This window comes from Paenibacillus sp. Z6-24 (genome assembly GCF_054161335.1).
Genome location: NZ_CP096398.1, coordinates 2,725,371 through 2,746,181 on the forward strand (window position 1 = coordinate 2,725,371; position 20,811 = coordinate 2,746,181).

The 20,811-nt window shown below is 42.7% G+C and carries 3 protein-coding genes; all 3 read right to left on the reverse strand.

All coding sequences use genetic code 11. The annotated features are described in order from the left end of the window. Positions 1-48: 48 nt before the first annotated feature. The 3 genes from fabD to M1D61_RS11860 are packed head-to-tail and all read right to left on the reverse strand — an operon-like array spanning position 49 to position 20,808. On the reverse strand, positions 49-1,305 hold the full coding sequence (gene fabD / locus M1D61_RS11850) for an ACP S-malonyltransferase (protein ID WP_458118711.1): 1,257 nt from the start codon (positions 1,303-1,305) through the stop codon (positions 49-51). A 25-nt stretch (positions 1,306-1,330) separates the two neighbouring features. Further along, positions 1,331-10,834, reverse strand: coding sequence for an amino acid adenylation domain-containing protein (locus M1D61_RS11855; RefSeq protein ID WP_458118712.1), 9,504 nt, complete (start codon positions 10,832-10,834; stop codon positions 1,331-1,333). A gap of 14 nt (positions 10,835-10,848) precedes the next feature. Then, entirely contained in the window at positions 10,849-20,808 is a 9,960-nt protein-coding gene (locus M1D61_RS11860) for an amino acid adenylation domain-containing protein (RefSeq protein ID WP_458118713.1), read from the reverse strand. Positions 20,809-20,811 lie beyond the last annotated feature (3 nt).

A 20,811-nucleotide genomic window follows, 5' to 3' on the forward strand; every position in this document is an offset into this window, starting at 1 on the left:
TCTTCCAACCTTCTTTCTCAATGAATAATATGGAGTAAATATTTTTCGTCAGTCGAAAATAATATATTCCTTAATTTGCTCGGTCAGTTCGATATGATCTGAATACGGAAGCAGCTGAGAAAGGCGCTGATTGCGCTCGGATAATTCAATTTGTTTGGCCTGAAAAACATGCAGCATTTCTTTTAGGGCCTTCTGATTCTCCTGCAGGTCAGGAACTCTGCCTTCCCGATGAATAATTGCAAGCTTTTTCTTCATGGTCCGGATGGACAGTGCTGCTTGATCTGTTACTTTTTCATTGAAATTTTTATGGTTTGGAGTACACAGGGAATGACTGATACAAAATCGCATAAATTGCATACTGTCTGCTTTTACAGCGTGCTGTTCTTGTAAAAAAGCCCAATCTGCTTTATTTTCCATGGCATACGAGGTGATTGGATAATGCTTCATTATTTTTTTTAATACTTGCTTTGGACCTATTTCAACAGCTTGCTCTACTCCTGCGGATACAAGAAACCGGATTGTATCACTCCACCGTACAGGGTTGATAATTTGCTGGGGCAGCATTTCTGTTATTTCCGACGACTGTGTATAGGGGCGGCCGGTAACATTACTTATAACTGGAAATGTAAAATTATTAAAAGACCGACCTGCCAATTCATTTTGCAGTCGTTCAGCCACTTCAATCATGGAAATATGATGAAATGCTGCGCTCACCTGTAAGTGATTCACAATCCCTCTTTCTTTTTCCACCTCTCTGGCAAGCAAACCCAGCCTGTTTTGAGGTCCCGAAATAACTACCTGATCCGGAGCATTATAGCAGGCGATTGTAATACCGGGCAGCTGCGCTTCATCATTGATATGACTGATGATTTCTTCCACTCTGTCGGCATGGACACGGTTGACTGCCATCATCCCGCCCATACCGGGTCCACCTATTTCCTGCATCCATTCTCCTCTTTTTCTAACAAGTCGAAGCCCTTCAGACAAATCCAGTGCATCACTGCATACCAATGCGGATATTTCACCAAGGCTGTGCCCGGCCAAATAATCAGGACGAAGCGAGCTACGTGCCATCAGCACTCTGAACATGGCCACGCTGCAAACAAATATTGCTAATTGTGCACTATCTGTTCGAGTTAATACGGCCAGATCGGACTGAAAGCACAGATCCGTTAAATTCATTTGCAGCAGGTCTTCAGCTTCTTCAAAAACCATTCTTGCTTCGGAAAAATCCTCGTACCATTGTTTGCCCATTCCTGTATACTGAGATCCCTGTCCTGGGAACAAAAAAGTTGTCTTCTTCAAAAAGCATGCCTCCCTGTAATGATCATCAGCTTTTCACTTTGTTTATAAGCATGGTAGCTGTATGAATAATATGGCGGAAAAGTTCTGCTGCCTGACTTTTTTGTATTTTCCCGAGATGATATGATGCCTTGACAACCAATGCGTCATGTTCATAATCAACAGACAGAACAAAATCCAATTTTTGTGTAATAGTTTTGAATTGGATGACTGCCTGATTATCCAGGATAGCTGTTACCAGCTTGTTATCAGGTGACAGCCATGTCTCCTGTTCATGCATATCCAGTTTCAGGCTTTCGTCCATGCTGGATAATTGCTGCTGGCCGCTATAAAACAAGTCTGTAAAGTTGCCAATACTGCCAAAATCAAAAGACAATGGGGTAATAAAGGCCGTCTGATCTTTCCCGTAGTACATCGTGCATTCATTTTGTTTAAATACTTTGTGCATCGTAAATGAACTGATACATAAAATTAGCAGTTTGAGATTGATTTGTTCTTTTTCGCAAATCTGATCAAGCAGCATCTCATCTTCTTTTTCGAATGTGAATTCAAAAGAAGTATTGTTATTGTTTGGCAAGGTATGAACTGCATACGATTCCGGCAGTGGGGTTCCCAACAATTGGGCCCTTTTCTTTGATATGCTTGCCTGGGAACGAATGTCTATAAAAGCTGCCAGGCGACCGATTGTAGGATACATAAAGATATCCGCTACACGCAGCTGGTCTGGATACAGTTCTTCTATTTTGGATAATACTGTAAGTACCAATAATGAATTTCCACCCACTTCAAAAAAATTATCATCCAATTGCAGATCATCCGTTTTAAGAACATCCTGCCATATACACAGTAATTGCTGCTCTAGTCCGGTCATTGGCTGCAGAACTGCTTCTTTTGCTTTGTTCTTTGTAAAGCTTTGCATCAGGATCTTGCGATCTACTTTTCCATTCAGTGTAAATGGCATATTCTCCACCTGCATCATATGTGAAGGAACCATATAGGATGGAAGTTCATTGCTTAAATGTTTTTTGATATGTTGAGTATTTATTTCAGCTGAGTCTGCTACAAAAAAAGCATATAGGCGACTACTGTCTTCCAGTACAATCTCTACTTCCTGTATACCGGGATATTTCATAAATTGATGCTGAATGTCAGCTATTTCTACCCGGTATCCTCTAATTTTGACCTGTTGGTCCGCTCTGCCCATATATTCTATAAACCCTTCTTTGTTCCAGCGGGCGAGATCACCGGTTCTGTACAATATTTGTTCCGGATCCGATGGGTTGGAGATAAATTTATCGTCGGTCAATTGCTTGTTGTTCAGATAGCCTCTGGCTACTCCGTGTCCGGCAATGTACAACTCGCCAATAACACCAGCAGGCTGAAGCTGCATAGACGGGTTATAAATGTAACTGGCATGATTCATAATCGGAGTTCCGATAGGCACTGACCCTGCTGCTGCATTTGTTTGATCCATAGTGTATATGGTCGTCACATGAGTCTCTGCCGGTCCATAATGATTGTGTAATTGCACAGGATGAGTGCAAATGTATTCTTTCAACAAATCAGATACAATCAATGCTTCGCCTGCTGTAATGATATGTTTTATTTCAGCAGGGAACTCTGCACTGTAAGCTGGCTGGCTAAAAATATACTTCAGATAGGCTGTAGGCAAGAATAGCACCTGCGCTTGATGTACTCTAATAAAATCGTATAAAACCGGAATATCCTTTTTATCTTCATCACCGATTACGCACAAATTTCCGCCTGCCAAAAGTGCAGAAAAGATCTCCTGGAAAAACACATCAAATCCAATATTGGCAAATTGAACAACGGAACCGGAGAAGTCAATATCGCTGTGATAATACTGTTCGTATACTAGATTCATTAGAGTACGATGTGTCTGCATAACTCCCTTCGGATGACCTGTTGTTCCAGAAGTATAAATAATGTAAGCCAGATTCTCAGCCGTATGATTGCTTCGGAAATTGGCAGCTGGATAGACAGGCCATTCATTCTCCTGCATATTTAGTGATGGCACATTTATACGCTTCAGTAAGGCATGAACGCGGTCGGTCAATACAAGAGATGCACTGCTGTCTTTTAAAATATGCTCAATTCGTTTTTCCGGATAATCCATGCTGATCGGCAAACAGGCGCCGCCTGTTTTGAGTACAGCCAGCACAGCAATAACAGCGTTAACAGACCGTTCCATCAGGATGGCAACCGGCTTGTCTGCTTCAATCCCTGATTGTTGAAGAAAATAAGCCAATTGGTTAGCGCGCTGATTCAACTCCTCATAGGATAAACTCGATGTTTTGCCGGTAACTGCTCTATGCAATGGTGTCTTTTTCACTTGTTGTTCAAACTGTTCATTCAACGTAATGGATAATGGGTAAGCCCCAGCAGTCTGATTGTAAATACTGAACGTACTTTTTTCATCGGGTGTCAATATATCTATTTCTCCTACTGTTCCAGCAGGTTCCGCTATCATCTGCTCAACAATCTTCAGCAGATGCTCTTTCCAGCGCCCTGCTGTCTGTGGCGTATACAATGAAGATTTGTATTCGATAACTCCCGCATTTACATGATTATTGCTATCCGCGATCATAAATAGGGAAATATCAAACTTGGCAGTACGACTCTCATGCAAATAACTGGTCAATACAGCCTCACCCAGACTAAACGAAGTGTCGTCTGTATTTTGCAAGGTAAACATAGTATCAAAAATCCGGTTACGCCCTGCTTCATAAGGCGCCTCTACTTTAGAAAGTAGATTTTCCAAATCGTAATGCTGGTGCTCGCCTGCTGCCAGCACGTTTTCTTTGACTTCATTCAAAAACGCACGAATCGTTTTATGCGCATATACCTGATTTCGCATTGGTACTGTATTCAAAAACATGCCTACTATTTGGTAAAGACGTTCATCCGGTCTGCCTACCATGGGGCTGGCTGTTATGATGTCTTCTTGTCCACTATATCTTGAGAGCAGAATCTGAAAAGCAGCCAGATAAAACATATAGGGTGTAAGGCCATAATGAAGCAGGGATTTATTCACTTTTTCGCTCAGATCAGCCGGAATATCGAACCGGAGAAGGGCACCATCCGTGTTTCCTTCCGGTGTTCGCTTAAAGTCTACAGGCATTTGAAGCTGTGGTAGTACTCCGCTCAACATTTTCGTCCAGTACTTTTCATCACTTTCAAAGTTTCCTTGTTCAAGCTGCCTGTTTTGCCATACTGCAAAATCTGTATAGTTTAAATCCAAAGAAGGTAGTGGTTGATCACAATCTACATATAAAATCGATAGTTCTTCCAACAGCCGAGCAGTGGATATGCCATCACCGATAATATGATGTGTGTCCATCATCAGCAAACATATACCGTTCCATTCCACAATCCGGGCAGAGATCAAAGGACTTTTCTCCAATTGGAATGGTTTTACAAACTCGTCCACTATCTGCTGAATATTGCTGTACTGCAATGTGTCCAATTGTATAACAGGACATTGAAAACTTAACTGCCGCTGAATATGTTGCATAATTTTTCCATCGATATGATGAAAGCTTGTTCGCAGTGCTTGATGCCTTTGAATCAAGGCATCAAATGCCGACTGCAGACGGTTATAGTCCAGCTTACCTTCGACAACAAAAATATCAGGCATATTGTATGCAGTGCTGTCAGGATTTTGAGCATAAATGGCATACAGGCGTCTTTGTACAGCAGAGCAAGGGTAAAACTCGGCTTGTTCTGCCTGTTGAATAGGTTCTAACAACTTACCGCATTGATTTGATTCCGACTCCAATTTACGTTTTTCTTTGATAAATGCAGATAACTTGCGGATAGTAGAATGATGGAAAAGATCAGTTACGCTGACCGGTGTATTAAATATGCCCGCAATTTTAAAAATAAGAGTAATGGCTTTCAACGAATGTCCACCCAGTTCGAAAAAGGGATCGTCTATACCTATGCGAGATTTTCCCAATACATCAGACCATAATCCCGATATGAGTATTTCCACTTCATCACGGGGTGCAGCATATCCGGCTGCGTGAACATTCACAGGCATTGCAGACAATGCGCGTCGATCGAGTTTGCCATTCGACGTCAAAGGCATTTCCTGTAAAATAATAAATGCTGAAGGAATCATATAAGAAGGAACCATTTTTTCCAGATAATTTCTGATTTCAGCTGATCCCAATAAAGATGTGCAGGTTACAAAGCAAACCAGATCCTGATTGGATGTACTCAATACGGCTGCGACTTCACCAATCTGGGGATGGGATAAAAGCAGGCTTTCAATCTCTCCCAGTTCAATACGGTAACCTCTTACTTTTACTTGCTGATCGATCCTACCCATCAATTCTACATTTCCTTCGGGCAGCCATCTTGCCAGATCTCCGGTTTTGTACATCAGTGTACCGGGTACAAAAGGATTCGCAACAAACTTTTCTTCGGTAAGTTTTTGCTGATTCATATATCCTCTGGATACACCCGCTCCTCCGATATAAAGCTCTCCCGATACTCCCAGAGGCAGTTCATTGTATCCCTGATCCAAAATATAAAAATAACTGTTCTGCATTGGTTTCCCAATAGGTACATGAATCGATTCCACTTTTTCCCCGGCATTCAGTTCAAAAAAGCTGGAATCAATCGTTGTTTCTGTAATCCCGTAGCTGTTTATAATGCGCATCTGTTCCCCGTACCGATAATAAAGAGTGTTAAAGTCAGCCGCTGTGCAAATATCCGAGCCCAATATGAGCAGCTTAAGATGGTCTACCGGCAATTGATTTTCATAAATATAGTTCATTAAAGGAATAATCAATCCTGGTGTGGATTCGAAGAGAGTCACCTTATTGGATTGTATCAATTGATAAAGTGCTGCCGGATCCGTTCTGGTCTCGGCCGGGCAAATAATCAGCTTTCCTCCGCTTAATAAAGAACGGCATATATCACCAATCGATACATCAAAAGAAAAACTGGCTAGCTGAAGCAAAGTCACTTCCATTTCTTTGAGCCTGTAATCCTTGATCCATCCCTGCGAAATGTTAATTACATTTTGGTGTTCGACCATTACTGCTTTTGGTTTGCCGGTGGTTCCTGATGTATAAATGATATACATCAAATCTTCTTTTTTGCCGACCACTGGCGGATTGGTATTCCATTGAGGTTTTTCGGTTATAGAATCATAGGTAATACACCGTGAAACAAGCTGTGAATATTGTGCTGCATCGCTTTGTTTTGTAAGTATAATATCTGTTTGACTGTTTTCCAGCATGTACAATATCCGTTCTTTAGGATAATCCGGATCCACCGGCATATAGGTCCCCCCGGCTTTAATAACGGCCAGCATTCCAACGATGGTATATACAGAACGATCTGCGATTACGGCCACGATTGTTCCAGGTTGTACTTTTTCTGCACGCAGTGCATGGGCAAGCTGATTGGCTTGCTGATTCAGTTGCTTATACGACAGATTTCCGCTAGCATCCGATACGGCTATATTGTCAGGTGTCAATGCCGCCTGATGTTCAAACCATACCTGCCATGTTTCATATTGATTTTCATCTGTCTTGGCTGAGTTGAATAAGCGCAGTTCTTCTTTTTCCTGCTGACTCAATAATGATAATTCTTTCAATAATAAATAAGGATTATCAGCAATTTGTTTTAGCAAATTTATATAATGTTTTGTAAAACGCTCCATAGTCCGGGCAGTGAACAGCCCCGAATTATAATTGAAATTAAATAAGGTATCTTCTTTTCCCTGTTCATCCTGGAACACATCCAGAGATAAATCGAATTTGCACAGGTCATAATCCATATCGTAGCGGCTGAATACTCGACCGCCGAATACAGCTTCCGAAGATTCCATGGATTCAACCGAAAATAGAACATCCAGCATCAGATTTCGATTTTTTTCCTTTTTTATATCCAGTTTCTCAATCAGTTGTATCAAGTCATATTCCTGATGTTCAAAGGCTTCTAAAGCATTTCCTCTTACTTCCTGTAGAAAGTTATGGAAAGATGTGGAATAATCCAAGTGATTTCTCATTGGTAACGTATTGACGAACATTCCTACAATTTGGTCTAAACCTGGATGAATACGTGCCGCTGCAGGACTTCCAACAATAATATCTGTCTGTCCACTGTGCTTGGACAGCAAAATATTAAAAACTGCCAAATAAAACATATATGGAGTGACAGAAATCGGACGAATATAATCATCTATTTTTTGTTTGAGATCCTTGTCAAGGGTAAGAGTAATATTTTTACCTAGCGCCTGCTTCATATCAAATCGCTTCGTATCTTCAGGCAAACTTAGTATAGGCAGCTCTCCAGCCAGTACTTTAAGCCAATATGCCTCATGTTCTTTCATCCGCTTTCCATCAAGTTGTGCATACTGCCATTCAGCAAAATCCTTGTAATACAGAGAAAGAGAAGGAAGTGTCTGACCTTCATACAGATAACGCAGATCATCAAGCAGAATACCCATTGATACAGCATCCGAAATGATATGGTGCATATCCATAAATAGGATATCTGCATCTATTAGATGAATTAGTCCTCCTCTAATCAATGGAGCCTGTGACAAGTCAAAGGGCTGAATCCAGTCTTTGATTATTGTTGCAATTTCGGTTTGAGATTGATTCAGTGAATCATTTATATAGATAACCGGCAGCAAAAATGGAATAGACAAATTGATTTTTTGAACACTTCCCTGTTCTGCAACCAAAAAACTGGTACGTAAAGATTCATGACGATCTATGAGGGCCTGAAAGGCTTTGTTTAGTTGCTCAGCATCAAGATGGCCATGCACATGGTACACTCCAGGCATATTATAATGGATGCTTTGTGGATCATTTTGATAAAGGGCAAACATTCTTTTTTGCACACCTGATGTTTCATAGAATTCTTTTTCTTCAATGCTTGGGATGGTATAGAATTGCTGATCCTCTGTAGTTTCATGCTTATGGGCATCCACGTATAATGCCAACTTTTCAATTGTTGGCTCATTGAATACAACGGCTACGGGCACTTGTATGTGAAATGCCTGATACAATCGTGATATAAGGGTAATTGCTTTGATGGAATGACCCCCAAGATCAAGAAAAGATACTTGTACACTTTGAACAGGTACGTCCAATATGTCTGTCCACAATCCCATAATCATTTCTTCCGTTTTGTTTTTGGGAAGAACAATAAGAGAAGATAAATGGGGCGCCAAAACCGGCTCCGGCAGAGCTTTTTTATCGATCTTCCCGTTAGGTGTCAGCGGCATGCTCTCCAGCTCCATCAGCCGGGCAGGGATCATGTAACCGGGCAGTTCCTGCCGCAGGACCTGCTCTATCGCTGCCAGATCGGTCGATGTTCCCGGCTCCCGGACCACATAGCCATACAGCACGGCTTCTCCTGCTGGCTCCTTTCGGACGGCTACCACCGCTTCCCGGACCGCTGCCTGGCCTTCCAGCTGTTTCTCAATTTCGCTTACTTCGATCCGGTGTCCCCGGATTTTCACCTGCTGATCGATTCGCCCCAGAAAAGACAGCTGTCCATCCGCCTGCCAGCGCACCAGATCCCCGGTCCGGTACAGACGCTCTCCTTCCACATACGGATTGACTACAAACTGCTCTGCCGTCAATTGTTCCCGGTTCCAGTACCCCCGGGCAACCCCTGCTCCGCCGACGACCAATTCGCCCGCTATACCGGCAGGCAGCAGCTGCAGCTGCTCATTCATGACATAGGCGGTGGAGTGGCTCACCGGACGACCAATCGGAACGGTCCGATCCTCTTCCCAGCTTCCCTGTATGGTATAGGCGGTGGAAATGACCGTGTTCTCGGTGGGTCCATACCCATTCACAATATGCAGCTCCGGATAGGCTCCCACCAGCCGGCTCACCTGACTGGCGGAGATAACATCCCCGCCGGCTACCACATATCTCATACCTGCAAAAGTCTCCGGGTACTCCCGGCTCAACTGGTTGAACAGGGTCGTCGGCAGTACGGCCAGCGTAATGCCCGACTCGCGGATATAGGCAGACAGCTCATGAAACGCATGCACCAGCTCATCCTCTTCCAGATGCAGCGGGATGCCATGGAGCAGTGCCGACCAGATTGGCAGCACGGCGGCATCAAACGACAGGGAGCCGGCCTGCAGCATCCGGTCGGTATCCCGGATCTGCATGTAGCTTGGATATTTGGTGTTCTTGACTACCGAGCGCTGCTCTACACATACACCCTTGGGATTGCCGGTCGTGCCCGAAGTGTAGATAATATATGCCAGATCGGTCGGACGGTTGACCGATGCTGGATTATGTATCGGAGAGCGGTCCACCTGTTCACCGGATAGGTCTATCCAGTGGATAGGCAGGTGATCCAGGCCCAGCTCGGCGCCCCGACCGGGAGAGCCGACAAGAAACCGCGCCTGGCTGTCGGTGAGCAAATAACAGATCCGGGCAGACGGATAACTGTCATCGATGGGTACATAGGCGCCCCCCGCTTTGATAATACCGACTATAGCGACAATGGTATCAATGGATTTACTGCACAGTACAGGGACCGGTTCATCCGGCTGCACCCCCTGCTGGCGCAAACAGTGGGCCAGTTGATTCGCACGGCGGTTTAGTTCCTCGTAGGTTAACTGCTGACTACCGGAGATAACGGCAGGCTGCTGACTGCACCGCTCCACTTCCGCCTCCAGCACCTCTGCCAGCGTACGTTCAATAGAGGGAGTATGATGTACCGGATTGAATTCTTGCATTACCTGTTTTTTTTGAGCAGTCGATAGGCTAATCGAACGTACTGCTTCACCGTTAACATTAGCCATCAGCTCGCCAATTAAATGGATATATTGTTCAAAAAAAGTGACTATCTGTTTTTTGTCAAACAGCAATCCGTTATAGGTGATTTCTAGCTTTAGCTGATCATGCTGTCTCTTCACCAATATATGAATATGATTTAATGCACGATTGTACATATTTTGTATACTCTCCACGCTGTGTACAGTATTCATGCATATGCCAAATTGACTAATTTGTAAAATATCATGCTCTCCATAACAGAGAGCATTTTTTCCGGTTTTTGCATACCCTTGGTTTTTGTATCCTTCAGATAATTCTTTTTTGCAGTGTCCAATTATTTCTTTCACTGCATGATTAGGTTGAATATAATTTGTAATTGGAAGAATGCCTGCATCATGTAATACATCGGATTCTCCACCATCATATGTTGGAATCAGATTGACAAGGTTTTGCCTGGTTAATTGATATTGCTGAATTTGAAGAACTGCCAACCATATAGTAAAAATCAGCAGATCGTTATTGCTGGTCATTTTAAATATTTTTTCGGTCAAACACTGGTCTATCGAAATATCGATGCTGTCAGGTTCATATCCGGAAGCAAAGGAATAATCATAAATCATCAGCTTTTCAAAAGATTGTGGACTCAACTCATTTAATTTACGGCTCCAGTATTGCTGAGATGATTTGGTTTTTTCAATTAGATAAAGCTTCTGACTTTCGCTTGTAATAGTATCAGACACATTTTCTCCCCCACTCAACTCATATTAAAATCAAATTCCGTTTCGTCCCAATCCTTGAATTCCTTTTCTTCCTTTAGCTGCTTGGCGATCAAAGCCTCTTTTTCCTGTAAAGTAAGCAGATCAATGTTGTCCAGCTTGGTATGAGGAGCGTCCAAAATTGATGTCAATTGCTCAAATCCCAGCATCAAACGTTCTCCAAATTCATCCATCAGTTGATCTGAATAAAGATTAGCATCATACATAATTTTATATATGAGCTGTTTTTTCATATAAAAAAGTCCATTTAGTGAATAACTGGTTTTCTCTACTGTCCGGATATCTTCCAGAGCAAAATTGGCATCACTTGTATCGGTAATCGCCTGATTTAGTTCTTCCATCGGATAATTTTCAAATACGACCAGTGTCTGAATCAGATTATGCTTGGCAGTAGTTGTATGCTGTATGTCTGCCAATGGAAGATACTCATATGGCTGACCGGCAATATTATTTGCCTGTACTTGCTGCAGTAATTTGACAATGGTCTGATCATGTTCTGAACGTATACGTACCGGTATAGTATTCAAAAATATACCCACCATGCGATCGATACCATTAATTTCCGGAGGTCGACCGGATACAATGCCCCCGAATACAATATCTTGTGTACCTGTATATTTTTGCATGGCGAGTCCCCATATCATTTGACAAATCGTATTCATCGTAACTTGATATTTTGAACTAATCTGCTTGATTTTTTTCGAAGTGATTTCGCTCAATTCAAATTGAACTTCGCCTCTTTTGGGACTTGATACTTCACTTCTTTCCAGATCAGCTTCTATTAGTGAATCGCCGGTATAATTGTCCAGTGCCTTGCGCCAATACTGAAGACCAAGCGTTCGATCCTGATCAAACAGCCATCGATGATAATTGTCCATAGGCATAGCAGATATGACATAACGTGCATCGTCCGCAGAGTACTCTTTGTATTTGGTAATCATTTCATTCAACAGAATAGCATTGGACCAACCGTCCAGAATAATATGGTGAATATCTACCAGCAATCGGTACTTTTCCTTTCCCAGATAAACCATTCTTAATTCGAACAGATTATCCTTATCCAGTACAAACCCTTGTTCCATACGCTTATTTTTCAGTCGTTCATACTTAAACTGCTGTTCTTCCGCATCATAAGACGACAGATCATAATACCTAAGAGTCTGATGTTCATACTGTGTAACGACCTGAACAGGATGTCTCCAATGATTGAATATATTGGTTCGCAAAGACTCATATTGAGCCAGAAGCTGGTTATACACTTCCTCCCAGATTTTCAGATCAATCGTACCTTTCAGGAATATTTCTGTTTGAAGGATATACGCAGCTGTATCCTGGTTCTGAAGATAGGTGAAGAACATGCCTTCCTGCATAGGAGTCAGCTTATTCAACTTTTCAATAACCGTATGATTTCCTTTTTGGCTGATTACCGTCTGTTTGAATTGCGAAAAATCGTCCAAATCCAAATCATGAATTCCATAATCATATGGTGTTAGTTCGGTAGTTTCAGTCGCTGCGCAATGATGAATAATTTCTTCAAGAGAGTCCTTCAGGCAATCTGCAAACCGATTTGTATCTTCGGACAACCAGACAGACGGATTAAATTCCAGAACAAAATGCAGTTCACTATTTTTGATCATGCCATTGATCTGTAAACCTTCCTCAATTACCATGACAGGACTCGCTTGCGTACCTACAGATAGACAAGATTCTGTAAACTGATCCTCTGTATCTCCGTAGCTGAGCTGTCCAAGATAGTTAAAACTGATGTCAGGCTTGATCGATAAATCGATTCCATGTTTGTATTTCTCGTCGGTCAAATAATGAAGAATACCATAGCCTATTCCTTTGTTTGGAACATGGCGCAGGTTTTCTTTAGTTCGTTTAATCAGTTCTCCGGGATTATGATCCTGAATATGCAGAACGACCGGATAACATGTTGTAAACCAGCCTACCGTACGTGTCGTGTCTGCAGATGCAGCATCCGAAACATAGAGTTCTTCCCGGCCATGACCTTCGATCATAATCGTCAACTGCTCCCGGTTATCCCATTTCCGGATTCCATGCCCTATCGCCGCCAATAGCAGATCATTCATCTCTGTTCGATAAGCCCTGTGTGCATCGGTTAACAGTTTCTGCGTTGCTGTTTTATTCAGTTTGATTTTGCGTGTCATCATATTTTCAAGATAGGATGCGGATGGTGAAATTGACTGGTCCCGATGATGATGTTCAGTTACAACACTGTTCCAATAATTCAGCTGCTTGAGTGCCTGTGAACTATTGGCATATTCCAGCTGCTCATTAGCCCATTTTTGAAAGGAGGTTGTTTTGGCCGGAAATTGAATTTCCAAATCAGCCATACAAGCAGCATATCCATTCTCAAAATCTTCCAGCAATATTCTCCAGGAAACACTATCTATCACGAGGTGATGTACGGAAAAGAGCAGGTGATCTCCGGAAGAAGTGCTAAATAACATAACTTGCACGAGCGGACCATGTTCGAGATTCATTGAAGCCTGTATTTCGTCAACTTTTGCAGCTATACATTGCTCTGATTCCGGGCTATCTTCAAGTGTCATCATTCCAAAGCGATACAGGTTATCCGTATCTTTGATGGAAGCATTGAATAAATAAGCATGACCGCTATCATCCTGTTTGATAAGCATTCGTAATGCATCATGATGCTGAATCAGCCTGTTTATGACTTTTCTTACAGCTTCTGCGTTCAATTTCTGCTTTGAGAACAACATTACAGATTGATTAAAATGATTAAATGTCTCTGCATGTATTCCATTCACAAATTGGCTAGTAATTGGAGTCCAAGCCACTTTTCCTTCTACTGCCTGCTGATCCGGCACGGAATGAACGCTTTTCACATAACGAGACAGCATTTCGACGGTTTGATATTGCATAATGTCTTTGACGCTTAACATAATATTTTCTTTTCGAAGCCGAGATACAATCTGTATAGATTTGATAGAGTCTCCACCCAACTCGAAAAAATTATCGTACAGACTGACCTGAGGAACAGATAGCACTTCACTCCATACCTTTATAAGAGCAGACTGTATAGTGTTGTAAGATTCGATATAATTTCCGCGTGACAATACCTTAATGGGCTCCGGCAGAGCTTTTTTATCGATCTTCCCGTTAGGTGTCAGCGGCATACTCTCCAGCTCCATCAGCCGGGCAGGGATCATGTAACCGGGTAGTTCCTGCCGCAGGGCCTGCTCTATCGCTGCCAGATCGGTCGATGTTCCCGGCTCCCGGACCACATAGCCATACAGCACGGCTTCTCCTGCTGGCTCCTTTCGGACGGCTACCACCGCTTCCCGGACCGCTGCCTGGCCTTCCAGCTGTTTCTCAATTTCGCTTACTTCGATCCGGTGTCCCCGGATTTTCACCTGCTGATCGATTCGCCCCAGAAAAGACAGCTGTCCATCCGCCTGCCAGCGCACCAGATCCCCGGTCCGGTACAGACGCTCTCCTTCCACATACGGATTGACTACAAACTGCTCTGCCGTCAATTGTTCCCGGTTCCAGTACCCCCGGGCAACCCCTGCTCCGCCGACGACCAATTCGCCCGCTATACCGGCAGGCAGCAGCTGCAGCTGCTCATTCATGACATAGGCGGTGGAGTGGCTCACCGGACGACCAATCGGAACGGTCCGATCCTCTTCCCAGCTTCCCTGTATGGTATAGGCAGTGGAAATGACCGTGTTCTCGGTGGGTCCATACCCATTCACAATATGCAGCTCCGGATAGGCTCCCACCAGCCGGCTCACCTGACTGGCGGAGATAACATCCCCGCCGGCTACCACATATCTCATGCCTGCAAAAGTCTCCGGGTACTCCCGGCTCAACTGGTTGAACAGGGTCGTCGGCAGTACGGCCAGCGTAATACCCGACTCGCGGATATAGGCAGACAGCTCATGAAACGCATGCACCAGCTCATCCTCTTCCAGATGCAGCGGGATGCCATGGAGCAGTGCCGACCAGATTGGCAGCACGGCGGCATCAAACGACAGGGAGCCGGCCTGCAGCATCCGGTCGGTATCCCGGATCTGCATGTAGCTTGGATATTTGGTGTTCTTGACTACCGAGCGCTGCTCTACACATACACCCTTGGGATTGCCGGTCGTGCCCGAAGTGTAGATAATATATGCCAGATCGGTCGGACGGTTGACCGATGCTGGATTATGTATCGGAGAGCGGTCCACCTGTTCACCGGATAGGTCTATCCAGTGGATAGGCAGGTGATTCAGGCCCAGCTCGGCGCCCCGACCGGGAGAGCCGACAAGAAACCGCGCCTGGCTGTCGGTGAGCAAATAACAGATCCGGGCAGACGGATAACTGTCATCGATGGGTACATAGGCGCCCCCCGCTTTGATAATACCGACTATAGCGACAATGGTATCAATGGATTTACTGCACAGTACAGGGACCGGTTCATCCGGCTGCACCCCCTGCTGGCGCAAACAGTGGGCCAGTTGATTCGCACGGCGGTTCAGTTCCTCGTAGGTTAACTGCTGACTACCGGAGATAACGGCAGGCTGCTGACTGCACCGCTCCACTTCCGCCTCCAGCACCTCTGCCAGCGTGCGTTCAATAGAGGGAGTATGATGTACCGGATTGAATTTACTGATGAGTTTAATGGAGGCCTCCACATCCATTAATTTTATTTGTTCAATCTGCCTGTTCGGATATTCAATAAGCGATTGCAGTATATGTTGAAGATGGTCTCCCAGCTGCCGGATGATCTGTTCTGCAAACAAATTGCGGTTATACATAATAGTAAATTTCCAGTCATTTTTTAACGTAAAAATAATATTCAGATCATAAGCAGTTTGTTCTCTTCCATCAATTCGTTCTATGGTAAAACTCAATTCATCCTGATTTTCGTAAGAAATGTCCAGATAATTTTCCAGCACCATCAATGTATTCAGCTTGTGATATTTTAATGGTGTAGTACTTTGAATTTTGGCCAAAGATACATATTCATATGGGGATTTATTCTGATTATTGATTTGCACTTCCTGCAGAAGCTCAATTGCTGTCTGCCCGGCTTGAGAAATGATTCTAATCGGCAGTGTATTGATAAACATGCCCATCATCTGTTCGATATTTTCAATCTCTGGAGGTCTTCCCGATACTACTGCACCAAAGGCAACATCATTAGTGTTTGAATATCGCTGCAGCAGTATCCCCCATGCCGTTTGACAAAGCGTATTCAATGTGACAGCGTTATTCTGGGCTGCACGCTTTAAATAGTCACTCTGGTTCCCCGTAAATACAACTTCGTGTATGCCTTCTACATATTCAGTGATTATATTTTTTTCGCTCGGAAGAATGACGTCCTGGCTGTAATCTTTTAAATGATTTTGCCAGTACGTCAGAGCGTGATCTTCTTCCTGATCTTCCAACCATTTTATATAAGAAGCAAAATCATATTCCGGAAAAATCGTCTTTATGCTTCCTTTGTCTGCCTCTATATATATATCCAGTAAATCTTTTAACATTCGTCCGTGTGACCAGCCATCCAAAATAAGATGATGACAGGTAATAATCAGACGGAATTCTTCTGGCTGTGTTTGTACAAGTGCAAGATGGAATAAAGGATCTTTTTGTACATTAAATCCTTTTTGGATCAGTGATTGTTTGTAAGCAGTACAAGTTGCCTCCGCATAAAGCTGGTTCTGGATATCAAGCAGACTTATTTCTTTCTTCCAGTTGGATAATACGACCTGAACCGGATGTTTCTCGTGTTCCACGAAAACGCTGTTTAATATTTGATGCTGCTCGCACAATATGTCAAAAGCTTTCTGGAGAATAATGGGTTGTATGCTACCTTTTAAAATATATTCTCCCTGGACAATATAAGCCTGGGTATCTTCCTGCTCTGACACGGTGAAAAACATTCCTTGCTGCATTGGTGTCAGGCGATTAATATGCTCAATATTGGCTTCTGCACTCACTTGTTCGACAATATATTCTTTTAATTTCACTACTTCTTCCAGTGATAAATCATGGATTCCGTAATCAATAGGAGTCTTTTCTGTATGCTGCATTGCTGTACAGTGATCAATTACACGATACAATGAATATTCATACAAGGAGGAGAGCTGATTTCTGTCCGCTTCACTCCATTGTTCTTGATTAAAATCCATAATTATCTGCAGCTTCCGATCCTTTACAAATCCATTAATCTGAAGATTTTCCTGTACATGAAGATCAGGGCTGGCCTGTTTCCCCGGTCCCAAAGGCGATATTATAATCTCCTGATCATTTCGATTGTTATCCAGTTGACCCAGATAATTAAAACTGATATCCGTTCCCGTTGATAACAGCTTATTGTTCAGCAGATCCGGGTCAGTAAGATGCTTTAATATGCCATAACCTATCCCTTTGTTCGGAACACGATGCAGAATTTCTTTTGTCCGCTTAACAAGCATGCCCAGATCAGGATCGGTTATTTGCAAATTCACCGGATAAATGCTTGTAAACCATCCTACCGTCCGGGTAATGTCGATTCCTTTTCCTATTTCTCCTTTTAAAGGTTCGCGTCCATGTCCTTCCAGCATGAGTGAAAGATACTCCTGACCGTTAAATTGCTGAATAGCATATCCGAGCGCAGCCAAAAGCAGATCATTAATCGTTGTTCCATAGGCATGATTGGATTTTTTTAATAGTTTTTCCGTTGCTGCAGTATTCAGAGTTATATTCCGACTAATCATATCTTTCAATAACGTATGATTTTTTCGAGGTTTTATAGCAGTTTGCTTTCCTACAACTTCCTGCCAATAATCCAGCTCTCTTAACATTTGATGCTGATTTGCATATTCTTTTTGAGAGGCAGCCCACTTTTGGAAAGAAGTAGTCTTTTCCGGGAAAATATATTTTTCTTTCTTCATCGCTGTTTTGTAGGCAGCATAAAAATCTTCCAGAATAATTTGCCATGATACACTATCGACTATTAAATGATGAATAGAGATTAACAAGTGGTCCCCAGCTGATGTATGAAATACACCAACCTGGATTAGCGGCCCTTTACTAATCTGCATGGCCTGCTGCATTTCTTCTGCTTTTTGGGCAATCTGTTGTTCGACATCATTTCGATTGACCCAATCAAATGATTGGAAATTATAAAATAAAGCGGAGTCGGTAAAGGCACGAATTTCCAACTGCGCCTCTGTACCAAATGCAGATAAAAATTCTTCATTACCATCATTTACAATTATCATCCGTAATACATCATGGTGTTCTATAAGGTTTTCGAGCACGCTTTTAACAATCTGGTCATCAAGAGAGTTTGGGTGGTACAACATGACCGATTGATTAAAATGTCGAAATGCTTTGGGCTGTGTGAATTCCAGAAAATAGCGAATAATAGGAGTCTTCTCTACTGCACCCTCCACCTCATTCTGAGGTAAACTAATATGTGCTTCTTTTACATGAAGTGCTATTTTTGCAATGGTCTTATACTGCATAATCTCCTGGACACCCACATGGATTTGACGCGAACGAAGTCTTGAAGCAATCTGAATAGACCGGATAGAATCGCCGCCAATATCCAAAAATGAATCCTGTATACCGATAGGCTCAATGCCGAGCACTTCTTCCCATACGGAAACGAGCATCTGCTCCAATTCATTTCTGGGGGCACAATATACTGATGTTTTTGTAGCAAGATCAGGCTCGGGAAGTGCTTTTCGGTCTGTTTTACCGTTTGGTGTCAGTGGTAATTTTTCCAGCTGCATTACCGAGGAAGGAATCATATACTCCGGCAGCTCGTTTCTCAAATAAGCTTGAACTGCTGCTATGTCTATTGCAACCGCTGAAAATCCTGTTATATATCCATATAGCTGTGTAACATCGGATTGGTCTTTTTTCGCTATGACCACTGCTTCTTTCACTTGTTTATAAGCAGTCAGCGTTTTTTCGATTTCGCCCAATTCTACCCGGTAGCCTCTAATTTTGATCTGCTCATCAATTCTGCCCAGAAATTCAATGTTGCCGTCAGTACGCCAACGGGCAAGATCCCCTGTTCGGTATAAACGCTCTTCTGGTACATAACGGTTGTTTTTAAATTTATCCGCGGTTAATTGTTCATGGTTCCAATATCCCCAGGCAACACCATCCCCGCCAACGACCAGCTCTCCCGGCACCCCGATAGGCAGCAGATGCATATTTTTATCCATAATATATGCAGATGAGTTACTGACCGGTTTTCCAATCGGAATAGCTTCCTTTTCGTCCCATATGTTTGTCATTTGAAATGCAGTGGAAATAACGGTGTTTTCTGTTGGTCCATAACCGTTAATAATATGTAATTCAGGATAAGCATCCAAACAGCGATGAACCTGTTTGCTAGAGATGACTTCCCCTCCGGCAATCAAATACTTCACACATTGAAATGCCAAAATATCCATTTGGTTAAATAAGGAGGTAGGCAGTATAAGATGGGTAATTTGCTGCCTGCTTATATAAATACCTAATTGTTCCGAGTCGAGCAGCACATTTTTGGAGATCATGTGCAAAGGAATGCCATGAAGCAGGGCAAGCCAGATTTGCTGTACAGAAGCATCAAATGATAATGATCCGGCCTGCAGCATTTGATCACCCGCTTGAATTTCCATGTACCCATTATTCAAAACCATTTTTGCAAGCGAACGATGAGTAATGCATACTCCCTTCGGTTTACCTGTTGTCCCTGATGTATAAATGAGATAAGCAATATCTTCTGGCGAGTTGATGATTTCCGGATTCTGTATTTGAGTGCTATCCAGATTCCGATCATTCGGATAAATAATATCGAATGTGCATTTCCAATCTCCAAAACTGTCACTCATCCCGGTCGCATCAACAATAAACTTTGCCTGGCTGTCTTCGATCAGATACTGTATACGGGCTTCGGGATAATCTTTGTCGATAGGAAGATAGGCTGCTCCGGACTTTATAACTGCAATCATGGCTACAATGGTATCTGTGTTTTTATCACAAATTACAGGAATAATATTTCCTTTTTCTACGCCTCGGCTCCTCAAAAAATGAGCCAGTATATTGGCTTGTTGATTCAATGCATCATAATGGCATGTTTCTTTTTCAGCGAAAATAGCAGTTTTTGCATATGCACTTTTTGCAACATTTTCAAACAGTTCCGGTATGGTACAATGTTTCGGATATACGTTTTTTTCTCCTGTAGACCACTGAATTATATTTGCTGTTTCCTGCGAAGATAACAATGCTAGGGAATCAATTTGCTGATTTGTATTTGAAATACTGTGTTCCAGTACATAAAGATAGCGTGACCAGAACGATAACATTCCTTCTTCTTTGTAATAATTATGATTATAGGTAATTCTGAAACAAAACTTTTCATGCCGTTTTTCTATCCATACCAATAGCTGGTCATTTGTAAATGAACTTGCAATTTCGTGATCAGTATGAAGATTATCCATTCCTATCACGAACTGATGAGACTCAGGATTAAATTCTGTGAGCGGGTAATACTGATGTTCCAGCACACTCATTATTTCCTGTCTGCATAAACCAATTGCCTCCTTAACGGATAGCTGGTCATTCAGACATATATTCACAGGAAGAATCCGGTTGATTGGCGAATTTTCTCCGGAAAAGCCATCCTGAAATATAGGCACATTTATGCTGACTGCTTTGCCTGTATAACGATACATCTGGATTTGCAGTACTGTTAAAAAAATAATATAGGCAAACAGCTCTTTATTGCTGCTGATCCGGTTAATTTCATGGGTCAATTCTGCAGGGATGCTCAGTTCTATCGTTTTCTTTACATATTTTCCGGAATACGGGTGATGCTCGAAAAAAATACGTTCTCCCTGTTCCTGGATAAACTTATTCTCCCAAAATTGTTTTGACTGCGCTGATTGTTCCAAACGGTTTATATCCTGCGGATTATAGTTCATAAC

Bases quoted from the DNA above. Each gene is read 5' to 3' on its own strand.
- M1D61_RS11860 (WP_458118713.1), bottom strand. From the start codon at position 20,808: ATGAACTATAATCCGCAGGATATAAACCGTTTGGAACAATCAGCGCAG.